This window comes from Dyadobacter sp. CY351 (assembly GCF_021502625.1).
Lineage (GTDB): Bacteria > Bacteroidota > Bacteroidia > Cytophagales > Spirosomataceae > Dyadobacter > Dyadobacter chenhuakuii.
Window position 1 is genome coordinate 616,445 of sequence record NZ_JAKFFU010000003.1, and the last position, 23,722, is coordinate 640,166.

The following is a 23,722-nucleotide window of genomic DNA, read 5'->3' on the forward strand; positions in this document are numbered from 1 at the left end:
GAATCAAAGAGTTTTATACATTATATAACGTCTCGTTTTACCGGCAAGGCAATCTGTTTCTGCCAGTAAATAATCAGGATTGGCGACAGGAGCTCCAAAGCCAGAAAGCCGGTTATAAAAAGAGGCGGAACACCCAGATCGTAGATCGATATTAATCTTCCGATCCCGCCCAGCCATACTGCACCGCAAACTACCCTGAAAGCGAATGTTTCTTTTTCTATAACCGGTATAACGCAATAGAAAGAAACGGCCACGGCAACGGACATGGCATTCAGGAAGCGAAGGTTACTATCCAAAACCAGGTCAGCAGGCAGCGCCTCAGTAAAAAGCGGATTGCGGATCCCGGACAACCCTATGAGCCCGGATACCAGCGGGGCAACAGCCAGAATTCCAATGATGGCCTGAAGCGCTTTCTTGCTTTTGAACATAGGGAAAATTGTAGATTGTTAACTGCGTTCCAGCGGGCTCTCCTGGGTTTCATGCGACGAGCGGGATGTTAGCAACCCAGCCGTTGTTTCAAACAGGCCCAATATAACGTGTGGCAGGTAAACCTGGTCGGCAAACCCGAGAATCCAGGGCGATGCAGCCAGCAGCAGACCTGTAACCACGTCCACATTCAAGTGTACATGCATGGGTAAGCTGCGGACCATTCCCCCTTCGTAGTCAGTAAAGAGTGACATCGTAATGGACATTGCTCCTACTGCAATCAGTACCCAGGTGGCAGCCGGAACTTCGTTGAAACCAACTATCCAGGGCATTGCTATGAACAAAATGCTGGTCGAATAATCGATGATGCTGTGTAATTTGGTGCTGATCATTTTCATGGGATGAAGTGTTTAGTTTGTGAAAGATCGAATAGATCGGTGCTTTACTAAAAATTATGCCAGCAGAATTGCAAAAAAAAAGCTGGCGGCCACATCCGTGACCGCCAGCCTCAAAAACGCTTACCAAAAATTATTTTGTCTTATCAAGCGTTTTAACATGCTCGGCATGTGCTTTGATCACCGGCAAAGTTTTGTCGATGAAAGCTTTCAGCTCTGCGTCTTTCACTTCTTTCTGCGCATCTTCGAAAAGTTTCACTGTTGCATCGTGATCCTTCTTCATTTGCGATATATAAGCTTTGTCAAAATCGCTTCCGGTTTTGCCGCCAAGGTCAGCAGCTGCTTTTTGTTTCTCTGCATTTGGCGCAGCAGGCAGCGTGATATTCTTGTTACCGGCCAACGTTTTAAGCTCATCATTTGCTTTTGAATGGTCTGTGATCATTTGTTTTGCAAATTCTTTCACTTTTGGGTCGGTTGCTTTGTCGGCTGCAATTTTGCTCAATGCAACTTCCGCCATTCCTCCATTCGCTGCCTCTACGGCAAATTCAGCGTCATCTTCGGCAACGGCCGATGCGGAGTCGCTTGCAGCAGTGTCGGCAACAGCCTCATTGGTGCTGTCTGCTAATTCGGTAGTGTCCGTGGTGTCGGTAGATTTGGATCCGCAGCCCCATAGCATTGCTACGGTTGCCAGCGCCATAAATGTTGATGCAATTTTCATTAGTAATGATTGTTTAAGTGGTGATAAAACTGCGTGCCGGACTTACCAGCACAGGTCACAACCCAATGTAAAAAAGTATGCCTACCGTATCAATTACAATAACGGAAGAGCAAAGGACTAAAAGTTTTGTTCACATATGGCCAACTTTGGCGTAACAGAAACGATACAGTTTATTTGATACGGAAACCAATGCCGACATTTACATTATAGCGGTCAGTGGCAACCTTGCTCGAATTTGATCTGATATTTCCTTCTCCCAAAGCGTAGATATACCACCTGCGATTAATGGTATAATCGGCTCCCAAGCCTACGTTAACCATTCCATAATTCAAGCGGGTGGTGTATCTCTCAATGCTTGTTAAATCGGAGGGATACGATTGCCAGGCATTTCTGTACATTCCTTTTGCGGCCTGACCATAAAAATAACCGAGCTGGCCGTATGCGGAAAACTTACCTTTTCTCGCAAAATAGTATTTAGAAGACAAACCTACGCCTGCATATTGATCCTGGTTGGGGCCCAAGCCATTGGTTTGATACCTTCCTTCCAAACGTAACGCCCAGTTGTTTGTCAAAAAATACTGCGTGTAAGGAGTGGCGCGAATATAGCCTCCGAAAGAATTCCCAACCCCTGCACCTAGCATCAACCCAGCCTGTATTTCACCTTTTTCGGGCTCGGAGAATGCGGCCTCCTTTTGTGCAAAGGCAGCAGTTGATAAAAGAAGTGCGAACATTAAGATACCGTGTTTCATAACTAAGGATTGGTTTTAAATGAGGATTAGTTTGAAGGAAGACGAAAAGCGCGTCGGGTAATGTTTCAACTGTAAATACTTTGTCGCAGGAAATGGACAAACTGTGGCAGCAGACTTGATCAATTATCAAATTGTTAAGCTTTGCAAATCCATCTGCTCCTCGATTGCCGGTATCTATTTTTGTTTTTCAACACTCAAAACATTAAAATGAAAAACAAACCTTTACTCGCACTGACAATGCTGTCGGTAGCCCTGAATAGTTGTACGGATCATTTTCCGCAGGAGCCGCAAACGCCGGTGGCATTTAAAGAAGTGGCTTCTATTGACCTTGGAGGAGCCGCTGCGTCCGAAATCTCAGCATATGATCCTGCATCGCGCCGGCTTTTCACGGTGAACAATGAGTCTGCTGCAAAAGTAGATGTAATGGATCTTTCCGCATTTCCGGTCGTATCCAAGTTGCAATCCATCGATATTTCCTCACTGGGTGGCGTTGCCAACAGCGTTGCCGTGTCCGACGGAAAACTGGCGATTGCGTTGGAAGCAACCAATAAGCAGGCAAACGGAAGCGTAATTGTGATGAATACGGCTACGCTGGCGACGATCAAGCAAGTTACTGTTGGCGCGTTGCCTGATATGGTTACTTTTAGTCCGGACGGAAAATACATTGTAACGGCCAACGAAGGTGAGCCAAATGCAGATTACACGGTTGATCCTGAAGGCTCTGTTTCTATTATTAATGTTAATGAGAATTATAGCGTAAAAACTTTGTCGTTTGGCTCATTTGCTTCGTCTTACGACCAGCTGGCTGCTGACGGCTTCCGTGTTTTCGGTCCGGGTGCCAGCTTTGCACAAGACATTGAGCCCGAATACGTGGCGATTTCGGGTGATTCTAAAAAAGCTTTTGTAACACTACAAGAAAACAATGGTATCGCCGAACTGGATCTGACTTCCGGAACAATTTTGAAGCTGCACCCGCTCGGCACAAAGGACATCAGCAAACTCGTGAACGCAATGGATGCGAGCGATAAGGACAGCAAAGTTGCATTGACAACATGGCCCGTAAGATCATTCTACCTGCCAGACGCGATCGCGCCATTCAGCGTGAACGGCTCGGACTATCTGATTACAGCCAACGAGGGCGATGCCCGCGAGTACACTGCCTTTGACGAGCAGAAGCGCGTTAGCGCACTTAAACTTGACGCAACTGCGTTTCCGGACGCTGTTAACTTGCAAAAACCTGAAAATCTTGGCCGTCTGCGCGTAACCAGCACGCGCGGTGATATCGACAATGATGGTGATTACGATGTGCTATATGGCTTTGGCGGTCGTGGATTCAGTATTTTTAATGCTGCCAGCGGTCAATTGGTTTTTGACTCTGGAAGCATGCTGGAACAGGAGGCAATTCAGGCAGGTATTTATGATGATGACCGCTCGGATGACAAAGGTGTTGAGCCGGAAGGTGTCACAATAGGCATGATCGATAATAAGCCCGTTGCTTTCATTGCACTTGAACGTGTGGATGCTGTTGCGGCCTATGACCTGAGCAATCCCATGGCTCCCAAATTCCTTCAGATGATCAAAACCGGGGATGCTCCCGAAGGCGTTCTCTACATTGCACCGACAAAGAGCCCGAATGGCAAAGGCGTGCTGGTAACAAGCAATGAAGGCGATGGAACAGTGAAGTTCTATCAGATCTGATTGGCGCAAAGGTTCTATTCTGCGCAATGCTCCTGTTTTTTGGATAAATTCCCTTTAAGATTTTGTCTGTGCGGCTCTGTTAGAATGAGCCGTACAGACAAAACATTTGAGCCGTGCAGGCAACTCGTCATATGGTGTGAAAGCTGAACTTTACATCATGAAAAACATCAAAAAAATTCAGTTGGGCCAGAACGGCCCGTTTGTGTCCAAACTTGGTTTGGGCTGTATGCGTATGTCTTCCGTCTGGGGCGGACCTACACCTGACGAAACAGAAAGTATCGCAACGATCCATGAAGCTTTGGATAGCGGCATTAACTTTCTGAACACCGGAGACTTCTATGGCGCGGGGCATAATGAAATGCTGATAGGCAAAGCCGTCAAAGGAAGGCGGGACGACGCTTTTATCAGCGTAAAATTCGGTGCCATTTTTCACAATGGCCAGTGGCTGGGAATGGATCTGCGTCCCATCGCGATCAAGAATTTCATCAATTACTCTTTGACCCGCCTGGGCATTGAAACCATTGACCTCTACCAGCCAAGCCGGATGGACGACAGCGTGCCTGTGGAAGACATTATCGGCACAGTCGCCGATCTGGTTAAGGAAGGCAAGGTTCGTCACATTGGCGTGTCGGAGATCTCTGCTGATCAACTCCGCAAAGCCAATAACACCCACCCGATAAGCGCGCTGGAAATTGGCTATTCACTGGCCGAGCGTCAGATCGAGACTGAGCTGCTCCCTACTGCAAAAGAGCTGGGTATTGGCGTTGTGGCATTTGCCAGCACTGCGGAAGGGTTACTGACTGGCGACCTGAAAGCACCGCTTGCCGCTGACGATTACCGCAACCATTTCTCCCGTTTTCAAGGCGAGAATCTCGTCCATAACCTGCAAAAAGTCGAAGTATTAAAGCAACTGGCGTCTGATAAAGGCTGTACACCCACACAGCTTGCCATTGCCTGGGTGAATGGTCAGGGTGATCATATGATGCCATTGGTAAGCATGAGCCGCAGGTCGCGTTTGCCGGAGAATATGGCTGCGATGGATATTGTGTTTTCGTCGGAAGAAATGAACACCTTAAACACTACTTTTGCAATCGGTGCTATCCTTGGCGGCACTTATTTACAACGCTAAATGACCAGTCCAGCAGAAATTCTCCCCGGTGTTATCTTTTACTCCTACCTTTCTACGGAACGGAGAGAGAAGGTCTGTTTCTGGAACCACCATACATTGGTATTGCAGGTTTCAGGACAATTCGTGTTGGAAACTTCCTCTCAGAAGATCTCAATGAACGGAGGAGAACTGCTACTGATTGGCAGAAACCAGTTGGGCACGCTCACCAAAACTCCCCGACTGGCAAGTCCCGCGCCGGCAGGTCCCGGGCAAGCATATCCCGAACCCGAAGGTTCAGTGCCTGGCGCTCATTATGAGACCATTGTAATATCCCTGCAGGAAGAACTGCTCCGGCGGATTGTGCTGGAAGAAAAAATTGAGGCGGATCAGAAATATGTGGGTCCGCCCAATATGCTGATCCCGTTAAATGAATTCCTGCAGGGATATTTTCAATCCATCGTTCCCTATGCCCGAAACTCGGGAGCGGCTATGACGGACGAAATGGGCATCCTGAAAATAAAGGAAGGAATCAAATTGCTACTGCTTGCGGTTCCTACGCTCCGCAACTTTTTATTTGACTTTTCAAGCCCTGGTAAGATCGACCTGGAACGGTTCATGCTCAATAACTTTCATTTCAATGTCCCCGTTGAAAAGTTCGCACAGCTGACCGGCCGTAGCCTGGCAGCATTCAAGCGCGATTTCCTGAAAACATTCGGAGCTCCGCCTCGTCAGTGGCTGCAAGACAAAAGGCTGAACGAAGCCAAACATTTGATCGAAACCAAACACGAAAAGCCCTCAGCCATTTACCTGGATCTGGGATTCGAAAGCCTTTCCCATTTCTCCCATTCCTTCAAGAAAAAGTTCGGCATAGCACCAACCGCACTGAATTATCGCTTTTCTCCAAAGTAAATTCAATCTTTGGCATTCCAAATATGCAGTGAGATGACGTATCCTAAATTACGGCAACATATTGAAAAGCTGGTGCCCTTAACGGACGAAGAATTTGCATTCGTTGAGCAGCATTTTGTTTGCCGGAAGTTCAAAAAACACCAGTTCATGGTGCAACCCGGAGAGCTCGTGCCCTATAACTATTTCCTGTTGTCGGGGCTAACCAAACTCGTCTATACCGACGAAGAAACGGAAAAACAGCACATCCTGGCCTTCGCCATGGAAGACTGGTGGGACAATGACTTCGAAGCCTACTACACCCGCACAAAGGCCACACTCTCCATGGAATGCCTGGAAGATACTGAGGCCTTATGTTTGTCGCTCGACAATTTCAATGCATTACGCACCGGGCTGCCTAAGATCGATCGTTTCTTTTTGGAAAAAGTAATGGCGGGCTTTCTTGCAGGTCAACGCCGGATCCTATCTCTGATGACATCCAGCGCCCAGGAGCGCTATAAACAGTTCGTTGCCCAGCACCCGACGCTGCTGCAACGGCTTCCCAAGACACAACTCGCTGCTTATCTGGGTGTTTCCCGCGAAACGCTCAGCCGGCTCGACTTGTAGTGTGACCTACCGCACACCAAAGTCGTGACGCAGGTCACAGGCTGATTTCAGATGCGGGTATTAGGTTTGCACTGGAAATCAAATCAGCTTAAAATGGGAAAGAAAATCATTAACCCCTGGAAATGGCAGGATGATCGCTCTTACAATCAGGGCGTTGAAGTGAAGCATATCGAAAGCACCTTATACTGCGCCGGCCAGGCAGCTGTACATCCCGACGGAACATCAAGTGACGCCGATATGCGCACCCAGCTGCTGCTGGCCATTCATAATCTCGAACAAGTTGTAAGTCAGGCAGGATACGAACTAAAAAATATCGCGCGCCTGAACATATACACAACCAACCACCCCGAATTCTTCGCGGCTTTCGACACATTCACCGAATGGATCACCAAAAACGAAATAAAACAAGTTTCAACAGTCGTCGAGGTAAAAACCCTTTATGAAACACTATGCGTGGAACTTGAAGCTACGCTCGTGAAGTAGGGGTATTTATGGTTACCAAGTAGAAAGGCGGCTTTTAGGTCGCCTTTTTGTCGTTAATCTCTGCTGTCTCACTCCTCCCTTCTTGACCTCCCCCTCGCAGCTTTCCCCCCACACAACTGCAAAATACCCGTTCCATAAAACGTGTTTTTACCTGCTTGCGCCAGATTACCTGATTTGTAAATAGGGTAATCTGACGCTTAAAAACGGATGCGCTTGAATATAATTTTGGTTAGATAAAAAATAACAAAATAAACATTACCAGCGGATCAGAATCGCACGGCTTTGCCTCTTCCTGGACTGCTTAATGTTGAAAATACGTCAATTTTTTTGATGAAAGGAGGTGCGCTATGGGCTAGTTTAATGATTTACTGATAACGTTTTCACCCGATATTTTCCGGATAAAAAGTCGGGACCATGACTATTTAGCCATACATAAAAATAAGAGACATGAAAACTTTCAAATTCAAAGACCTTGCCGTTACAGTAAATTTTGATCCCAATAAGATAACCCTTTGCAGGATCACAAGTCCTTCCCTCCTCTGCCCGAATCCGACGGTCTTCAACTGCCCCGGCCACTCATTTTGTCACTGGCCTACAATCTGTCCTGCATTTACCTGCGGCGGTTGCAGCGTTATTGCGTGCAGCCATTTGCCTTCATTCATACCTACCGACTTCACAATCTGGAAAACCGGAACACCTTATCAGCAAGTGGTTGATGAATTGGAGGAAACGGAACTCAATGAATTCAAGACCAATCTGGCCGAGCTTCAAAGGTATGTCGATGTAAAAATTCAGGATGCGCCGAACCAGCTGGATATGCTTGAAAAGAAGTTGCAGGAAGCCATTGAGGAAGTGCGTGCGCAGCGGGGAAACCGATAAAACAACAGCCTGATGATCAAAGTCAAATTTCTTTTGCACGCAACATTCCGGTCAAATCCGGAATTTGAATTGGTTGAGCAGGGAAATTTAAATCCGCAGGAGCTTCGTGCTCTTGCGGATTTAAACACAGATCCTGAGTTCTTCGGCCTGTTCCGTCGGAAGCATATGGAGGCCGCCGGCAGTGCCAAGCTGGCCTATAAAGAAGTGGCATTGCTGTTTTACTTTTTGCAGCATGCGGGTGAATTGCCACATTATTTTAAATCCGGGTATGATGATGATGTGAATCTGACAATGGCCAAACTCGTGCTGGAAGGCATCTTCGAAATCCAGGCTGGTCAGCATTTTTATTCGGGTTTTGCAGCGCACGACTTCCTATATGAAGCTCAGGACGCAAGATTTTATCGTCGGCATCCATTGCTGGAAATATCAACTGCGGCGATCCAGTACGGGGTGTTGCTGAAAGAAGCGGATCAGGCTTCGCTGGCAAGCAAACTCTACGCATACAACACAATGCCCCTCTTCTTTATGCCAGCCAATGCGCTGGGAACATTGGAAGAAGTAGAGGAATTTTTAAGAATTGGAAAAAATAACCGGAGGAACAGGGAGCTGCTGGCAAACTGGAACAAGCACGAACCGAATCCGGATTACCGCTGGATCTCATGGAGCCGCAAGCATTCCAGGCGTCGCGATACCAAGCCGCATTCCATCTATAAAATTTACATTAGTCCCGTTTTAGAAGAGCTGCCGGAGGTTTTTGAGAAAACGATCTCTGTCCTGACCAAATCCCAGGCATTCAGTTTCAAAATTGGCATGAACCGCGAGGGGCTGCTCCGGCCCGACAAATTTGTGGCCTACTTCACGGAAATGGGCCACCTGTTAGCAGCCGCCGAAATGCTCGCGCCTGTTTTGAAAAAGCACAAAGCTCAGGGCGTTCCATTTACCGCTTCGCTGGATGAAACGGGAATGTTGTCCTGGGGAATGGACAGCACTACGGACGAAACTACCAAGAATCGTGAGGGAGGAAGCTGGCGGGCCATTGTGACAGAAAAATTGGCCGCATCCATCACCTTGTCCAAAACCGAAAGGTTGCCCCCCGCTGAAAGTGTTGATTTTGTTCTAAAAAAAATGATGCTGGAAGGAGTCGATACGATGACCTGGACGGCAGCTTAAAATCCAAAACTATGGCTTCCATTCAACTATACATATTACCGGAAGATGTCCAGGTGCTGCCCGTAGAAGCATTGCCGGAGCAGGCGCTGGCCAAATTCGAATACGAAGCGGACGACTTTATCGTCACCTATAAACAGGCCAGAAATACAAGCAAAATCATCGATGCGTCTTCTGCCTCTCTTTTGCAGGAATTTCGCAAGCCAAAATCTCTGCCGGAAGGTGTCCTCACGTATGCGCTGATGAATAACCTGGACGCGCAAAAGATCCTGGAAGGCTCCTATACTTTCCTGGCGAAACTCCGCAATGAAGGCTTTCTGGTTTCTTACGACGATACATTCGGAGCAGGCAACCAATTTTTAAATGCAGGCGACCGGTTTAAAGACTATGAAATCGTATCAAAACTCGACGGCGTTGCGGATACGGAAATTTATAAGATCAAAAGAAATGGTCAGTATTATGCGCTTAAACTGCTCAAAACGAGTAAGAAAACACCCCAGTTACTGGCCAATTTTTACAATGAAATTGACATACTGAACGCACTTGACGGTGCTATCAATCCGGCTCTGGCGGAACACGGAGAACATGAGACTGACCATTATCTGATCATGGAATGGGTTGATGGCGAAACATGTTTGCAAGCTGCCGAGAAATATCTTAATCTTCATGACCAATCTAATGTGATTGCATTGCTCGACATTTGCTGCCGCATTCTCCATGCTTACACACATCTTCACAGTCAGGGCATTATCCATTCGGATGTGCATCCGGCCAACATTATCGTTGCCGCATCGGGTGAATTGAAAATTATTGATTTTGGGCTTTCCAGGAAGGTTGCAAACGACCAAATTCCCGCTCGGGGCGGCCTGGGTTTCTTTTTTGAACCCGAATATGCACAGGCTGTTCTTGACGCCAAACCTGCCCCGCCTTCGACATTTGCCGGTGAGCAATATGCTTTGGGGGCCTTGCTATACCAGATATTTACGGGCAAGCAGTATCTCAATTTTTCCTATGACAAAAAAACATTGTTCACGCAAATTGCGAGCGAAACCCCCGTTCCGTTCAGCAGCCTGGACATTATTATAAACGATAACACTGAGAAAACGATCTTCAAAGCACTTTCCAAGCGTAAAGAGGACCGTTATGAACGCATTGAAGATTTCTATTTAGCCATGATGAAAGTGCAGGAAAGTTTCCCGGATCGATTTGCCGAAGACAAGAAAATGTCGGTGCAGGTCTTCCGGGATTCAATTCTGAAAGATTATGGACTTACTGGAAATCTCGTAAAAACCGGACTGCAACTGGCGCCGAAGAGCTCGGTCAATTTTGGCGCGGCAGGCATTGCGTACATGCTTTTGCGAAAAGCGTTGGTCAATTCCAGCGCCGAAACACTGGCACTTGCGGACCTGTGGAGCGATCGGGCAGCCGGTTACAAGCACGATCCCGAGAATGGATTTTACTCAAAAGATATGGATCTCACTCCATCCATTGTCGGGCTTTCCTCTATTTACCATACGCCCAGCGGAGTAGATCTCGTTCAGGCGCTGATTAGTCAGGCCGCGGGGGATTACGGGAGTTACTATAATGCTGTCCGCAATTTTTTAGTGCACGCCTCACAGCCTTGTGAGAATCTGGATCTTACGCTGGGTAAGTCAGCGGCGTTGATTGGCAGTTCGCTTATTTTGGAAAATATGCCTTCCTATGACAGGTTTACAAAAAGTGATCTGCTGGCTTTTGGCAAAAATACGATGGAAGAAATATGGTCCGCTATCGATGCCTATGCCGCCATTGGCGAGAAAAACCCGATTAATTATAGGGGAATTGCGCACGGCTGGGCGGGAATTTTATATGCTACTTTGAAATGGTGTAAAACTTCCGGGCAACATTTACCGGTTCGCTTTTTCGAAAGAGTTGAGCAACTGGTCAGTCTGGGCATTGCAGAAGACGGGCATTTACGCTGGGAAATCTCCAATACCGAACCCGTCTCATGGACCGGCTGGTGTCACGGATCGGCAGGATACACCTTTTTATGGACAGCTTTATTCCACTTCACCTCCCACGAACATTACCTGAATCTGGCGACGAAAACAGCCAACCACTTTTTGAATGCAGCCCAGCCCGGCATGAACGGCAGCTTATGCTGCGGCAGATCAGGCGAATGTTATGCACTTTTAAGTGTGTATAATGCCACAAAAAACGATTTTTACCTGACTGAGGCCAAGCGCATCGCTAAACAAATGCTTCCCCACATTTATTCAGGGCAAATGAGAAACCATAGTCTGTATAAAGGCAACATCGGCGCAGCAGTTCTTTTCGAGGAGCTTGAACGCCCTGAGTTCGCCCGCATGCCATTATTTGAATAACGGGGTTTGCATGCTCCACTCAGGATTGATTAATATTATGGTGACGTCTTTACTGAACCCGCACCAGCTGAACGCCGTATACCGGGCGACCATTTGCCGTAATTCCTTGTATAACAATCCTTAATGTCCGCACGGTGTCTGACAGGGGAAAGCGCAGCTGGCTGTTGCCCTGGCTATCGGTCTGAATCATGGGTTTCCAATATAGCACGTCCCGGTCGTCTACGCGGCCGGAAATGGTTGTGTCGGTTGTTTCTATATCGTAGCGCGGCACATAAAATTCCCGTTGCACCGATGGGTAGCCGATGAATTGGACCGGGGTCATTCCCTCTTTCGGTTTTGTGCCTGCCTGCATGGAACGCGCACTTTTGGAGTAAAATGCAATAACCCCGTTACCACCCCTAACGCCGTATATACCCGTCGAGCCAGCATTTTTCAGCAGTTCAACACGTTCAATATCTCTTGGATTGAAGTTCATTAGCGCATTTCCGTCAGGGTCGTCGATGGGTAAACCGTCTATTAAAAACAAGGGCTGTCCACCGCTGCGGACAGACACAAGGTATCCAGGGGGCGCTGTTATGCCCTCCGCTGCGACAGTGCGGAATACAGTCACGCCCGCAAAGCGCCCTTGGATCATTTCATACAAATTCGGATAATTTGGTGATTTGTCACTAAAAAGGACGGTGGCGTCCGCATTATTATGCAGACTACGCATTTGAATGTCGTCAGGCCTCTCATTGTATTTTTGCGCACGAACTGTTACTTCATTTAGCTGTTTAGCTGCTTTATCACGGTATAATTCAGTATTTGCTTCCTGACGGCCGCGGGCAGCTTTCAGTTCTGCTTCTAGGTCGGACCAGTTTGGCGGACCAATTATTTTACCAAATTCCCAACTTTTACCAGGCCATTCCTGAACCAGAACGGCTTCTTTGGAAGACATTTTCCGGAAATTACGCCCGGCAATCTGCACCATCAATGTTACCGTATCTGCAACGGACAATCCGGGTAGGCGAAAGCGTCCCTGATCGTCGGTGCCTGCGGATCTTACGAACGATTGCCCGGGCTTTGTGGACGCCACGGTAACCTGTGCGCCTGGAATAGGTTGCTGTTTCGGATTCAGAATGCGGCCGCTGAACGACACCCCACCGAGTGAATCAGCTTCCGGCGTGTCGCTTACCCGCCGCCAGCCCTGTGTTAACAGCATGTCGTCCAGCTCTTTACGCATCTCCGCTGATGGATTAGCGAAGTATTTATTGGGATTTTCAACACGCCCGCGCAGTTCTCCGGTCAGTAGTAAGTGTGCTTGCACATGCGCATCGGAGGTGTCGCCCGGCACTTTGCTGGCATCGGTGATCGATGCCGACAAGGCTGCTGACGTGGGCGCTCCGTTATCTTTCAGGTTAAGGCTCACCGCGACTTGTTCCCGCGGCTGATAGTTCGTCTTGTTTAGTTTCAATGTTACCAGAACGGGCGGCACGGATTCGGGCACAAAAAACAAGCGCTCGCATTGCGGCGCGGCTTTGGCATCGTAAAGCGTAACCTGGGCAAGGCCCGGCAACCATTCCAGCATAGGCAGGCTTATTTTTGCTGACCCGTTTTGCAAAATGATTTTTCGCTGATCCACTATTACACCGCGTTGCTGGATCAGCACATACACCGAGTCCGCTGCGTCCCGATTGGAACTCATGATGGTCAACGCCAGCCGGGTTGAATCACTCAGTGCGTCGGCGGAAAGCAATAATCCTTGATTTTCGGGTTTGGGTAAAGCAATGCGCAGCAACTCCTTATTATAGGTTATTTCTGCGAAGTAAGTTAGCTGCGGCTTGGGTTCCATCAGCACGCTCGTCATCCCCTCGCGATTGGTTTTAAACCGAACCACTTCAATGCCTGCATCGTCCACAATGCGTCCTTCTGCCTGGAATCCATAACCGTTGGGCTGTATGATTTTCATACCCAAGCGCGCCGGTAAACCGGAAACCCAGCGCCCGCCTTCCGGCAAAATCTGAACATCCAATGGCTGAGTAACGGAATCACTTTTAACGAGCTGACCGTTTTTCACCAAATTATAAACCGACACAGACCGCTCGAATGCAGGGCGCCGCTGGCCATCATCCTCATCGGTATAGGCCCGCAGGCGATACGTTCCTGTCGTGAGCGTATCGGACAGTCGGAGATTTCCCTGGCCGCGCCCATCTGCAATGCGTACCCACTGATGCTCAACCAGTTTACCTGTCGAGGTAAGCAGGTCGACGTGCATGGCGGTTTCACCACCGGCCCGACGGTAATTCGTTGCGTCGAGTAAGTATGCGCTCATCCAGAGGCGGTCGCCGGTGACATAAAACGGCTTATCTATGTGCACAAACAAGCTGGGTGCCAGCAGCTTATATCGATTGTCAAAATTTGCACGAATACTTCCCAGGGCGGTGTCAGACGGCGCGAGTTTTCCCTTGGTGGCCAGTGCGCCGGTAGAAACGGATTCCATTTCACTTGCATTGGGCTTCCAGTCCGCGGGCAACATGGTGGATAGCCTGTCGTCACCCATGGAGCCCTCCACTTCCAGGCCCTCGGGCATTGTAATGAGCCCATCCACGGTCATTTGCAGCTGTCCGGTCGGTAATTGCAGTTCTGTGTAGGCGTAACGGGCATCGGGATACGGTGAGAAATTGGAGACCGCTTTGGTATAAAACACGATCAGTTTCATGGGCGAAACCAACCGGCGCTCGGTCGGTAAACGGCCGGGCCGGATCACTTTGGAGCGCTGGATCGGCACCAGACGCTTGTACTCGCCAATGGCAGCGGTAAGCGTAATGGTTTTGCGTTCGACGGAGATTGGCTTGGTGGCGTCCTCCTGATAAACAAGAAAGCCCGCTTGCTCAAAAGTACTATCGACCAGGGTGGCCATCAAATGCCGGATAGATCCCCCGTATGCGGTCAGCCGGTTGCGCCGGAACCGGTCAGCCTGACGTTCGTTCTCAGGTTTCAGCTCTTCGAACCGCGCCGTTCCAGCCGAGTATAGCTTCCCGGAAGGCGTAGCATCGAAATGCTGCAAATCATAGATCAACCTATAACCTAATGCTTGATTATCAACGATTAGCGGCGCATCGGCTGTGGCATACAAGTGATTATTTTCCTCTTTAAAATTAAGAACGTCACTGTTTACAAGCACGCATTGCCCACCAAACGGCTCACCAAAAAGTTGCTTTTTAAACTGACGCAAATTTCGTTCCGACCGCTTCGTATTGCCTTTTACTGTAATCGCATCCAGCATTTGTTCGCTTATTTTGAGCTGGAAATCGGCTTTTTGCGGAGATGTATTTTCAAACCGGATTTTTTGCGCAGCAGATTGATATCCCACGAAAGAAGCCACAATCTCAACCGTGCCAAGTGGGCTTACCGCAAGCGCATATGCTCCTTTTTCGTCGGTAACGGCCCCCTGGGTGCTGCCATTGACATATACATTGGCAAACTGCATTGGTTTTCCGGTCGTGGCATCTGTCACATAGCCGGTTAGTCGGGCTGTGGCTTGTCCGTTAGCCAGCAGGCAGGAGCCTGTGAGTAAAATGAATGTTATCCAGACAGAGAGGAATGAGCAGCGCATAGTTATAAATTTACTCTCTCAAAAGAACAAGCTGATACATTCATACCTATGACCCGAGCATTCCGCTAACGATTCTTCTAACCCTCCTCACTTTTTCGATAAGCCCAGTAGAAGACTTGCGGTAAAACGGTGAAAGACAAGAACATGCAGATCAGCAGTCCGCCTACAATCATAATCGCCAGGGGTTTCTGAATTTCGGAGCCCATTCCGTTGGATAATGCTGCTGGCAAAAGTCCGAGTGAGCCCATTAAGGCGATCATGATCACGGGGCGAATCCTTCCATAAATGCCTTCGGAAATGGCCTGTTTCAATGGCAGCCGGTGGAGCAGGTTTTCCTTCATAACGTGCACCAGGATAATGCCGTCAATGGTGCAGACGCCGAAGAGAATGATGAAACCAATGCCCGCCGAAATCCCGAAAATGGTCCCGGTCATCCAGAGTGACAGAAAACCTCCTACGAATGCAAACGGAATGGTAATGAGCGAGATCATGGTGTCCTTCACATTGCCAAAATCCATGTATAACAAGAAGATAATCAGCACCAAAGCGGCCGGGATGATGACCGTGAGCTGCTGCGTGGCACGTTCCTTACTTTCAAATTCACCCGCCCAGACGACCTTTGTGTTCTTGGCAAAATTCACATTTTCCTTCACCACCTGCTGCGCCTCTGCAATGGTGCTGCCCAGGTCGCGGCCGTCGATGCTGAAACCGATGCCAATGTAACGGCTGCTGCCTTCGCGGTAAATGAATGCGGGGCCGGTTTTGGTTGTAATGCTAGCGATTTCTTTGAGCGGAACCTGATGATCATCGAGCGATGGGATGAGAATGTTGCCGATTTCTTCCTCGGTATTCCGGTATTTTTCCTGGTAACGAATGGTGATGTCGAACATGCGGTCACTTTCGTAAAAAACGGACGCGGCTTTTCCTCCGATCGTCATTTCGATCACGGCCTGGGCGTCGGCCATAGACACGCCATGACGCGCCATGCGGGCTTCGTCGAGTTTGATGGCCAGCTCGGGAATGCCAATGTTGCGGTAAACGAGCACGTCGGTTACACCCTGCACCTTGTTCAGGTTTTCAGCCACCTGATCGGCCAGATTTTCCATGTTACCCAGATCCTCGCCGAAGATTTTGACAACCAGCGAGCTTTTAACACCCGCCACATATTCCTCCACATTATCCTGGATCGGCTGACTGAAACCGAGCGATACGCCCGGGAATGATGCCAGCACCTCCTTCATTTCACGCAGCAGATCTTCCTTATTCACAGCACGTTTCCATTCACTTTCCGGCTTCAACTGAATGTGAAATTCATTGTTAAAAAATCCAGTCGGATCGGTGCCGTCGTTGGGCCGGCCGGTTTGGCTCATGACAAACTTTATTTCATCAAATGAGCGCAATGTGTCGCGCAACGTCTGACCGGTTTTGACGGATTCTTTGAGGTTAATGCTGTTGGGCAATGTGGCTCGTACGTAGATCGCGCCTTCATTTAATTTTGGAATAAACTCTGTACCATAAGTCATGAAACGGCCTACGCAAACCATAAATAAAATCACAAATGCGCCCATAACCAGCCGCTTGTTGCGCTCGCTCCATTGGTAAAGGCGGAAAATGTTGTTTCTGAAAAAATTGACAACCGGGTTGCTCACTTCCTTCACATTCCGCTTCAACAACACTTTACACATGGCCGGAACGAATGTAAGACTCAGAATCAGCGAGCCGATCAAGGCATAACCGAGCGTAAATGCGAGCGGTGTGAACATTTTACCTTCCACTTTCTGGAATGAAAAAATCGGCAGCAATGCGACGATGAGGATGATCTGGGCAAAGAAAATGTGCGAGGCAACATTCTTGACGCTGCGCTTGATAAGCCCGAGTTTGGACATTTTATTAAACCGCTCCACCCCCAGCCTGAGCGAAGATTTTTCGAGATCCACATAGATTTTCTCTACAATCACCATGGTCCCTTCCAGCAGCAATCCAAAGTCAATGGCACCGAGTGAGATCAGGTTAGCAGGCAAGCCCTGAATGCGCAGCATCGTGATCGCAAAAAGGAAAGAAAGCGGGATAACAAGCGCCACGGTTACGGTGGTGCGCCAGTTGAACAAGAACACAAATACTATCAGCGAAACCAGTACAATGCCTTCCGCGAGATTATGAGTCACCGTATTCACCGTCGCATCCACCAATTCGGTCCGGTCGATAACGGGCACGATCTGCACGTCCGATGGCAGGATGCGGTTGTTCAGCTCGTCGATGGTTTTCTGCAATTTGCCGATCACCTCGCTTGGATTTTCGCCCCGCAGCATCACCACAATGCCTTCCACCAGATCTTTATCCTCTCCCATCGCCACCTGCCCGAGCCGCGGCTTAGCCGTGATTTCCACTTCCGCAACTTGCTTCACGAGCACCGGCGTGGAGCCCTTCACATTGATTAGAATGTTCTCAATGTCCTGTGTACTTTCCAGCAATCCCATCCCACGCACCACATAAGCCTGGTTTCCCTTCTGGATCACGTCGCCGCCGACATTAATGTTACTTTTTTCAACGGCCTCGTACACGTCCAGTGGCGTGAGGTTGTATTGCGCCAGCAATGCCGGATTCACGCGCACTTCATAGATTTTTTCTTCCCCGCCAAAACTCGCCACCGTCGCCACGCCCGGCACGGCCACCATTTCACGCTCGATCACCCATTCCTGCAAGGCCGTAAGCTCCTTAATCGGACGGTCGCTTTTTAAAACATAGCGGAAAATTTCGCCCGTGGCACCATAGGGCGGCTCAATTTCAGCTTCCGCGCCTGTGGGCAAGTTAATGTTCCTCAGCCGCGTAGAGGCATATTGCTGCGCGTAAAAATCCTCCACATTATCCTCAAAAAGCACGGTTACCACCGATAATCCGAAGAGCGAAATGGAACGCACGTCCGTTTTTTTCGGGATCGTGTTCATTTCTTTCATCACGGGCAGCGTCACGAATTTTTCGATTTCCTCAGCGCTGCGTCCGGGCCATTGCACAATGATCCGAGCCCGCGTGTTGGTGACGTCGGGAAATGCTTCGATGGGCGTGTGGATGTAACTGACCACGCCCACCACGGCCAGAACGGCTGTCATAAAGAATATGATCATCGTATTTTTCAGCGAAAATGCGACGATGCTTTGTGTTAATTTTTGCATGATATCGGATTATTTTCTCGAAGCATTCATCGCTTCGGAAAAGAGGAGAAGTTGGTTGCCTATGACCACTTTTTCACCGGCGGCAATTCCGTTTTTTATGAATATGCGGTCGTTATCTTTCACATCCACGGTCACTTTACGCGGTTCCAATGTCTGGTCGGGCTTTTGGATCAGCAGGTAATTTTCGTTGTTATGAAAAATGAGCGCATTGGCGGGCAGGCCGATGGCTTTATCACTGAGCTGTTTCTTAATGACGGCTTCTATCGTCAGTCCCGGCTTAAATTTCATTTCCTTATTAGGCATCAGAATGCGGGCTTTGAGCACTCTTTCATTGGGATCAAAAACCTGCGAAATCTCCGAAACCACGCCATCGAAAGCTTCGTCGGGATAGGCTTTGGATTTGATAACGGCTTTCATTCCTTTTTGTACAAAAGGCAGATCGACGGCATAGACATTCGTTGTTACCCAGACGTCCGACAAGTTAGATATTGTGAACAGATCGGAGTCATTACCGCTGATCTGGGTGCCTGCTGAAATGTTATTTTCAACGACATAACCGCCGATCGGGGCTTTGATCTGAAAGATCCCTTTTTCCGAGCTCGCATTGTAAAATGATAAACTAGACTGCACCTTATCGATCTCCGCTTTTAAAATTGCGACCTCGCTTTGCGCTTCCAGCAAATCCTTTTCCGAACCTATGCGATCCGAAAACATGGATTCTGCAACAGAGAGCTTTCTTTCCGCAACATTCAGTTGTGATTTCAACGTTTTGTTTTGCGCACTCAGCCCGGTCAGTTCGTTGCTGCGAAGCTCGGCCAGCACCTGTCCTTTTGCTACTTTATCGCCCAGCGAAAAGTAAGTTTTGGTCACAATCCCGTTCACCAGGCTCGCATAGTGCACAACCTGATTGGGATTGTATTCGATCTGCCCATTAAGCCGGATCGATTGCGTCACGGGTTCTATTTGCACGGCGTAAGTTTCAACAGCTCTCGCGGGAGCCGCATTAGTTTTAGGATTTTTCTCCAAAACCGTTTCCTGCTTTTCGTTGCAGCCGGCCAATGTTAAGGTAAGCATAGTGAGTACCAGAAAGATTTTTGAATTGTGTAGCATGAGGAAGTTTGTTCTGAAATTGAATGTTCGCGGAATGCTTAATCGATGTCGCTGGCGGTCATGAATGAGAGCTCTTCCCGTTTGTCGAGCAACTGCTTGCGGGTGACCAGAATGGTGCGTTTATTGGCAATGTAGGCGTCGAAGAAGTCGAGATATTCGACCATATTGATCTGTCTTTTGAGGAAATATTGGGTATAAGTCCGGAAAACCTGATCGAGATCGGCGTCGTAGGAGCTTTCCAGGCTGCGGAATGCTTGCAGGCTTTTTTGCAGGTCACGGAATGTGCCTGTCACTTCCGCCTCGATCATTTTGTTCTTCTGCCCGGCTGCGATCCTGGCTTTGTCGATGCCAATCTTGCTATCCAGTATGGCTCCCTGGTTCCGGTTGAAAACAGGCACATCGACTTTTAATCCAAACCCGAAGAAATTGAGCAGAAAATTGCCGCCACGGTCATAATTCAAGCCCAATGTGAGATCAGGCTTGCGCCGGGCGTATTCATAATCATATTTTTTTTCAGACCATTTCTGTTCAAGAATGCTGATCTTGCCGTCGGGACGGTTGGAAAGTGCGGTTGTGATGAGTTGTTCGAGTGATAATTTGTTCAGCGAATCAAATGTTGGATTCGGATCCGCACCGGCGACCAGATATTTGCTCGCAGGAATGTTCAGCAGGATGCCCAGGTCCTTTTGCGCGGCATGCACTTCCCGCTGCGATTCGAGCATTTGCTGGTTCAGTTCAAGCCGCAATGCTTTGAGCCGGAACAGCTCCTGCTTGCCCAGATTTCCCTGCGCATATTGTCTTTCAAATGACGCCAGCAGCTGATCCAGTGCGCTTAACTGACCATTCAGGACGGATAAATAGGATTGTTGGAATGAAAGCTCGTAAAAGTTTTTGCGCAGCTGCGTTCGCAGTTCCCGCAGCAGCTCGCTGAAATATTCGATTGAAATGTCACGCGAAACGGTTTCTAATGCAATGCGTTTTCTACGTTTTCCACCCGTTTCGATAAGCTGGCTGAGCTCGGCAGTGAACTCGCGATTTTTGCCAAAATTCCCGATCAGCGGCGGGATCGTCTCACCTGACGAAAGCTGGTTCTGCGTCGCCCAAAGATTAACTTCGTCCAGACTGAATTCGGGATTAGGCCAGAGTTTCGCCTGGATGATCTGCGCCTCGGCTTGCTGAATACTAAGCTTTTGCGCAACCAAATCCAGGTTATTGTTCAGAAACAAGGCTTCTGCCTGCTTTTGCGAAATGCGCAATGTGTCCTCGGCAGCATAGGACGCTTTCGGAAAAATAATGGTGATAAAAATGAGGATTACTGATGCAATGTGTGCCTTCACTACGAACGGGTTTGTTAAAAGCACAAAATTACCCGCGCAACATTAGACGCTTCTTTGAGCAACATTAAACCTGCATGAGGCCAACATTAAATCTAAATGAGAAAATTTCTTAGAAAAGCAGACTGATAACCGTTCCCTCTTCTCGCTCCGACCGGATATCCATATCAATGTGATGAATGTCCAGAATTTTCTTCGAGATGGCCATTCCAAGCCCGCTACCACTGGTTTTACTCACATTCTGACCCCGGAAAAATGGCTCGGCAATGTGCAAAAAGTCCTCCTTACTGATCCCTATGCCCCTATCCCGGATTTGCAAATGCAGCTTTGCATTTCTTTCACTGACAGTTATCTCAACCGGCTTGCCATCCGAAAACTTGGCAGCATTCTCAATCAGGTTATACAAAGCAATGTAAAGCTGCGTGTGGACACAGTTGAAAAGGAGCAATTCCTGCTTGTCCTCGGAAAGGTTCCATTGCAGATTAATCCTGGTGGATGGATATTCCTTGGCAAGCTGGTCGAGGACTTCCCATAGGATCTCGTCCATACGTTCCCGGCTGTTTTTCATCGGTCCGGATTGTTCCAAACCAGCGAGTACGAGCAGATTTTGAAGGATTTTTTCGAGCCGTGCGGCATCTTTCAGCACTTGCTGGTTCACGTCTTTATACTCCATAATTTTTCTGTCCTTATGCAAAAGCACTTCCAGGTTCCCGACAATGGAAGCGAGCGGACTTTTCAATTCATGCGAGGCATGGCTGATGAAATTCTTCTGAATCTGCACACTTCGGTAAACCTTTTCGAGCATGGAATTGAATTCCTTGAAAAGATCTTCGAGCTCATCTTTTGTATCGGGATAGGTAAGCTGATGCCGTTTTCTGGTCATATCAATCGTTTTGACCTGTTCTATAATGTGCCGAACAGGCTCATATGCCAGCCTCGAAAGCGTATAACTCACTGCAACGATCACCACCAGACCAATCACCAATGCAATCCCGAGAATGTTAATCAGTTCCCATTCCTGCGCCTGCAATGTGGGATTATGGGCCTTGATAATGATGCTGAATGAACCCTGATTATCCCTGTAGTAAATGGCATAGTAAAAAGCATCGCCCACTTTGAAGTTGTAGCGGCTGTTGGATCGGATCGTTTTCAGGATTTTAATCGTAATGTTGGTGTCGGGATCGGCTTTGCCGTAATGGATCTTGCCGGTCTTGTCATACAGACGGATCTCCTGATTGGCGCTTGCATTCAGGAATTTTTCTTCAATCCGCTGATATTCCCGCGTGCTTAATTCGTCTTCTTCAAGGTAAAATGAAGCCGTCAGATTCGCGGTCCGCGCGAGTTCAGCGAAGAAAATATTCTCTGCTGATTTTTTAAAACTAATATAAATGAGCGCCGAGGCAACCGTGAAAACGAGCCCGAAGACGAGTGAGGAATTGAGGGTAAGCTTGTGCTGTATTTTCATCAATGGCAGAAAATCATGTAGCCGCGGCCTTTCACGGTCTTAATGAGCTTTTCAGAAAACGGATTATCGATTTTGGTCCGCAAATAGGAAATGTAAACATCCACAACATTTGTGAATGTGTCTGTATTCGTATTCCAAACAACATTCAATATCTGCGTGCGCGTCACAATGCGGTTTTTGTTTTCAAGCAAAAAAACGAGCAGCTTGAATTCCTTCGCCGAAAGCACGATTTCCAGTTTTTCACGCTCAATCGTGTTAGCATCCACATTGACGGACAAACCACCGCATTCGATCACTTTGTCTTTGGAATAGTGCAGCTCATAACGTCGCCTGAGCGCTTTGATTCGGGATAAGAGTTCGGGAAAGTGCAGCGGCTTTACGAGATAGTCGTCCGCGCCGATATCCAGTGCCATGATCTTATCCTCGGCTTGGCCAAGTGCGCTGAGCATCAAAACCGGTGTATCAATTTTTTTGTAACGAATGAACTGGGTAAGCTGTAACCCATCGATATCGGGCAACATTACATCCAAAATAAACAGATCCCAGGGATCAGCCTGGATCATGTCCCGGGCCTCGTAACCATCGCTTGCAACCTGCACATGGTTTCCTTCTTCCTGCAAACCTTTTTGCAAGAAGTGGCTAATCCTGACATCGTCTTCTACTATGAGTATTTTCATCGCTATTTTTTCAAAACCACGGGCATTCCCAACAAAAGAATGTCAGGAAAACAGGTTTGGTTCTGATTCAAGCGCGAAACGCCGCATTATAATAAGATTCTAATCAGGCCCGGACTACACGCTGCGAAAAAATAAATGGCTGCATGTTGCTGGGATACGCGTTTCTGGAACAGTTTTTTAAAGCCGGGGCGCAAAATCGCAATACTGCATATGCGATGTTAACTAACGTTCATTTATTATTTATCAATTCATCAAAACTACGTATGAAAAAGCGCGTACTTTTTTGTTTAATGGCGGCTCTTGGGTCCGCAGTCATTTCTTGTACAGACCACGAAGGGGTTGGTATGGTTGCCGAAGCCGACAGACAGTTCATGATCAAGGCTGCCGATGGGAATATGTTTGAAATCAAAGCCGGTGAAATGGCTTCAATGAAAGCAGTTGTCGATTCTGTGAGAGAATATGGCCATCATATGGTCATGGACCACGGTAAGGCTAGCGACGAATTGAAAGCGCTTGCTGCCAAAAAAATGGTGGATCTGCCAATGATGCTTTCAGAGGCAAAACAGAAAAAATTGGATAGCCTGGCTTCCCTGAACGGAATGGCTTTTGATTCCACTTACATGATGATGATGGTTGTTTCCCACGTAGAAACGATCGATCTCTTCAAAACGGAGATTATTTTAGGCCAGGATGAGGAGACGAAATCCTTCGCGAGCGGCAAGCTGCCCACGCTTCACCACCATCTGGAAAAAGCAGAAAAGCTTAAAGACTGGCTTTGGTAAAAATCAATGCTAATGTAAAGTCTTGACAGCCATTTGTTTGCAAAATAAAAAATAACCATCATTGATGCTGTTATTTCCTGCGAGGGTTAAC

The 23,722-nt window shown here is 48.1% G+C and carries 19 protein-coding genes; 9 read left to right on the top strand and 10 right to left on the bottom strand.

What is annotated here, in order from left to right:
- Nucleotides 1-20: 20 nt before the first annotated feature.
- The 4 genes from L0660_RS08075 to L0660_RS08090 form a co-directional block, all read right to left on the bottom strand.
- Entirely contained in the window at nucleotides 21-428 is a 408-nt protein-coding gene (locus L0660_RS08075) for a DUF4345 domain-containing protein (protein WP_235159021.1), read from the bottom strand.
- An 18-nt stretch (nucleotides 429-446) separates the two neighbouring features.
- Nucleotides 447-824, bottom strand: a complete 378-nt coding sequence (locus L0660_RS08080; protein WP_233798691.1) for an SPW repeat protein — start codon at nucleotides 822-824, stop codon at nucleotides 447-449.
- 130 nt (nucleotides 825-954) lie between these two features.
- Entirely contained in the window at nucleotides 955-1,539 is a 585-nt protein-coding gene (locus L0660_RS08085) for a DUF4142 domain-containing protein (protein WP_235159022.1), read from the bottom strand.
- Nucleotides 1,540-1,709: 170 nt separating this feature from the next.
- Nucleotides 1,710-2,288, bottom strand: coding sequence for a hypothetical protein (locus L0660_RS08090; RefSeq protein WP_235159023.1), 579 nt, complete (start codon nucleotides 2,286-2,288; stop codon nucleotides 1,710-1,712).
- Between the two features lie 207 nt (nucleotides 2,289-2,495).
- On the opposite strand from L0660_RS08090, the gene L0660_RS08095 reads away from it, so the two are divergent.
- The 8 genes from L0660_RS08095 (at nucleotide 2,496) to L0660_RS08130 (ending at nucleotide 11,498) form a co-directional block, all read left to right on the top strand.
- The gene (locus L0660_RS08095; protein ID WP_235159024.1) at nucleotides 2,496-3,986 is read left to right on the top strand and encodes a choice-of-anchor I family protein; all 1,491 of its coding nucleotides are present in this window, start codon (nucleotides 2,496-2,498) and stop codon (nucleotides 3,984-3,986) included.
- Between the two features lie 157 nt (nucleotides 3,987-4,143).
- Nucleotides 4,144-5,115, top strand: a complete 972-nt coding sequence (locus L0660_RS08100; protein WP_235159025.1) for an aldo/keto reductase — start codon at nucleotides 4,144-4,146, stop codon at nucleotides 5,113-5,115.
- Entirely contained in the window at nucleotides 5,116-6,003 is an 888-nt protein-coding gene (locus L0660_RS08105) for an AraC family transcriptional regulator (RefSeq protein WP_235159026.1), read from the top strand. It abuts the gene before it with no gap.
- 33 nt (nucleotides 6,004-6,036) lie between these two features.
- On the top strand, nucleotides 6,037-6,606 hold the full coding sequence (locus L0660_RS08110; RefSeq protein ID WP_235159027.1) for a Crp/Fnr family transcriptional regulator: 570 nt from the start codon (nucleotides 6,037-6,039) through the stop codon (nucleotides 6,604-6,606).
- A gap of 93 nt (nucleotides 6,607-6,699) precedes the next feature.
- On the top strand, nucleotides 6,700-7,089 hold the full coding sequence (locus tag L0660_RS08115; RefSeq protein WP_235159028.1) for a RidA family protein: 390 nt from the start codon (nucleotides 6,700-6,702) through the stop codon (nucleotides 7,087-7,089).
- Nucleotides 7,090-7,536: 447 nt separating this feature from the next.
- Nucleotides 7,537-7,968, top strand: coding sequence for a hypothetical protein (locus tag L0660_RS08120; protein WP_233798702.1), 432 nt, complete (start codon nucleotides 7,537-7,539; stop codon nucleotides 7,966-7,968).
- A gap of 12 nt (nucleotides 7,969-7,980) precedes the next feature.
- The gene (locus L0660_RS08125; protein WP_235159029.1) at nucleotides 7,981-9,138 is read left to right on the top strand and encodes a hypothetical protein; all 1,158 of its coding nucleotides are present in this window, start codon (nucleotides 7,981-7,983) and stop codon (nucleotides 9,136-9,138) included.
- A gap of 11 nt (nucleotides 9,139-9,149) precedes the next feature.
- Nucleotides 9,150-11,498, top strand: coding sequence for a protein kinase domain-containing protein (locus L0660_RS08130; RefSeq protein ID WP_235159030.1), 2,349 nt, complete (start codon nucleotides 9,150-9,152; stop codon nucleotides 11,496-11,498).
- A 49-nt stretch (nucleotides 11,499-11,547) separates the two neighbouring features.
- Here the strand turns inward: L0660_RS08130 and L0660_RS08135 are convergent, their stop codons facing one another.
- The 6 genes from L0660_RS08135 to L0660_RS08160 form a co-directional block, all read right to left on the bottom strand.
- Nucleotides 11,548-15,093, bottom strand: a complete 3,546-nt coding sequence (locus L0660_RS08135; protein WP_235159031.1) for a carboxypeptidase-like regulatory domain-containing protein — start codon at nucleotides 15,091-15,093, stop codon at nucleotides 11,548-11,550.
- Between the two features lie 77 nt (nucleotides 15,094-15,170).
- On the bottom strand, nucleotides 15,171-18,263 hold the full coding sequence (locus L0660_RS08140) for an efflux RND transporter permease subunit (protein ID WP_235159032.1): 3,093 nt from the start codon (nucleotides 18,261-18,263) through the stop codon (nucleotides 15,171-15,173).
- Nucleotides 18,264-18,272: 9 nt separating this feature from the next.
- On the bottom strand, nucleotides 18,273-19,373 hold the full coding sequence (locus L0660_RS08145; protein WP_235159033.1) for an efflux RND transporter periplasmic adaptor subunit: 1,101 nt from the start codon (nucleotides 19,371-19,373) through the stop codon (nucleotides 18,273-18,275).
- A 38-nt stretch (nucleotides 19,374-19,411) separates the two neighbouring features.
- Nucleotides 19,412-20,710 carry a TolC family protein gene (locus tag L0660_RS08150; protein ID WP_235159034.1) on the bottom strand — a complete coding sequence of 433 codons (1,299 nt, stop codon included), beginning with the start codon at nucleotides 20,708-20,710 and terminating at the stop codon, nucleotides 19,412-19,414.
- 109 nt (nucleotides 20,711-20,819) lie between these two features.
- A complete protein-coding gene (locus tag L0660_RS08155) occupies nucleotides 20,820-22,172 on the bottom strand; it encodes a HAMP domain-containing sensor histidine kinase (RefSeq protein ID WP_235159035.1) in 1,353 nt (450 codons plus the stop codon).
- The gene (locus L0660_RS08160; protein ID WP_235159036.1) at nucleotides 22,172-22,849 is read right to left on the bottom strand and encodes a response regulator transcription factor; all 678 of its coding nucleotides are present in this window, start codon (nucleotides 22,847-22,849) and stop codon (nucleotides 22,172-22,174) included. The genes L0660_RS08155 and L0660_RS08160 overlap by 1 nt, the downstream gene beginning before the upstream one ends.
- 263 nt (nucleotides 22,850-23,112) lie before the next feature.
- On the opposite strand from L0660_RS08160, the gene L0660_RS08165 reads away from it, so the two are divergent.
- Nucleotides 23,113-23,631: a DUF4142 domain-containing protein gene (locus L0660_RS08165; RefSeq protein WP_233798711.1), complete on the top strand. Its 519-nt coding sequence runs from the start codon at nucleotides 23,113-23,115 to the stop codon at nucleotides 23,629-23,631.
- Nucleotides 23,632-23,722 lie beyond the last annotated feature (91 nt).

Excerpts from the sequence above, each read along its gene's own strand:
- L0660_RS08160 (WP_235159036.1), bottom strand. The coding sequence starts at position 22,849 with ATGAAAATACTCATAGTAGAAGACGATGTCAGGATTAGCCACTTCTTG.
- L0660_RS08110 (WP_235159027.1), top strand. The coding sequence starts at position 6,037 with ATGACGTATCCTAAATTACGGCAACATATTGAAAAGCTGGTGCCCTTA.
- L0660_RS08100 (WP_235159025.1), top strand. The coding sequence starts at position 4,144 with ATGAAAAACATCAAAAAAATTCAGTTGGGCCAGAACGGCCCGTTTGTG.
- L0660_RS08135 (WP_235159031.1), bottom strand. The coding sequence starts at position 15,093 with ATGCGCTGCTCATTCCTCTCTGTCTGGATAACATTCATTTTACTCACA.
- L0660_RS08130 (WP_235159030.1), top strand. The coding sequence starts at position 9,150 with ATGGCTTCCATTCAACTATACATATTACCGGAAGATGTCCAGGTGCTG.
- L0660_RS08080 (WP_233798691.1), bottom strand. The coding sequence starts at position 824 with ATGAAAATGATCAGCACCAAATTACACAGCATCATCGATTATTCGACC.
- L0660_RS08105 (WP_235159026.1), top strand. The coding sequence starts at position 5,116 with ATGACCAGTCCAGCAGAAATTCTCCCCGGTGTTATCTTTTACTCCTAC.
- L0660_RS08155 (WP_235159035.1), bottom strand. The coding sequence starts at position 22,172 with ATGAAAATACAGCACAAGCTTACCCTCAATTCCTCACTCGTCTTCGGG.
- L0660_RS08140 (WP_235159032.1), bottom strand. The coding sequence starts at position 18,263 with ATGCAAAAATTAACACAAAGCATCGTCGCATTTTCGCTGAAAAATACG.
- L0660_RS08120 (WP_233798702.1), top strand. The coding sequence starts at position 7,537 with ATGAAAACTTTCAAATTCAAAGACCTTGCCGTTACAGTAAATTTTGAT.
- L0660_RS08090 (WP_235159023.1), bottom strand. The coding sequence starts at position 2,288 with ATGAAACACGGTATCTTAATGTTCGCACTTCTTTTATCAACTGCTGCC.
- L0660_RS08095 (WP_235159024.1), top strand. The coding sequence starts at position 2,496 with ATGAAAAACAAACCTTTACTCGCACTGACAATGCTGTCGGTAGCCCTG.
- L0660_RS08115 (WP_235159028.1), top strand. The coding sequence starts at position 6,700 with ATGGGAAAGAAAATCATTAACCCCTGGAAATGGCAGGATGATCGCTCT.
- L0660_RS08145 (WP_235159033.1), bottom strand. The coding sequence starts at position 19,373 with ATGCTACACAATTCAAAAATCTTTCTGGTACTCACTATGCTTACCTTA.
- L0660_RS08125 (WP_235159029.1), top strand. The coding sequence starts at position 7,981 with ATGATCAAAGTCAAATTTCTTTTGCACGCAACATTCCGGTCAAATCCG.
- L0660_RS08165 (WP_233798711.1), top strand. The coding sequence starts at position 23,113 with ATGAAAAAGCGCGTACTTTTTTGTTTAATGGCGGCTCTTGGGTCCGCA.
- L0660_RS08075 (WP_235159021.1), bottom strand. The coding sequence starts at position 428 with ATGTTCAAAAGCAAGAAAGCGCTTCAGGCCATCATTGGAATTCTGGCT.
- L0660_RS08085 (WP_235159022.1), bottom strand. The coding sequence starts at position 1,539 with ATGAAAATTGCATCAACATTTATGGCGCTGGCAACCGTAGCAATGCTA.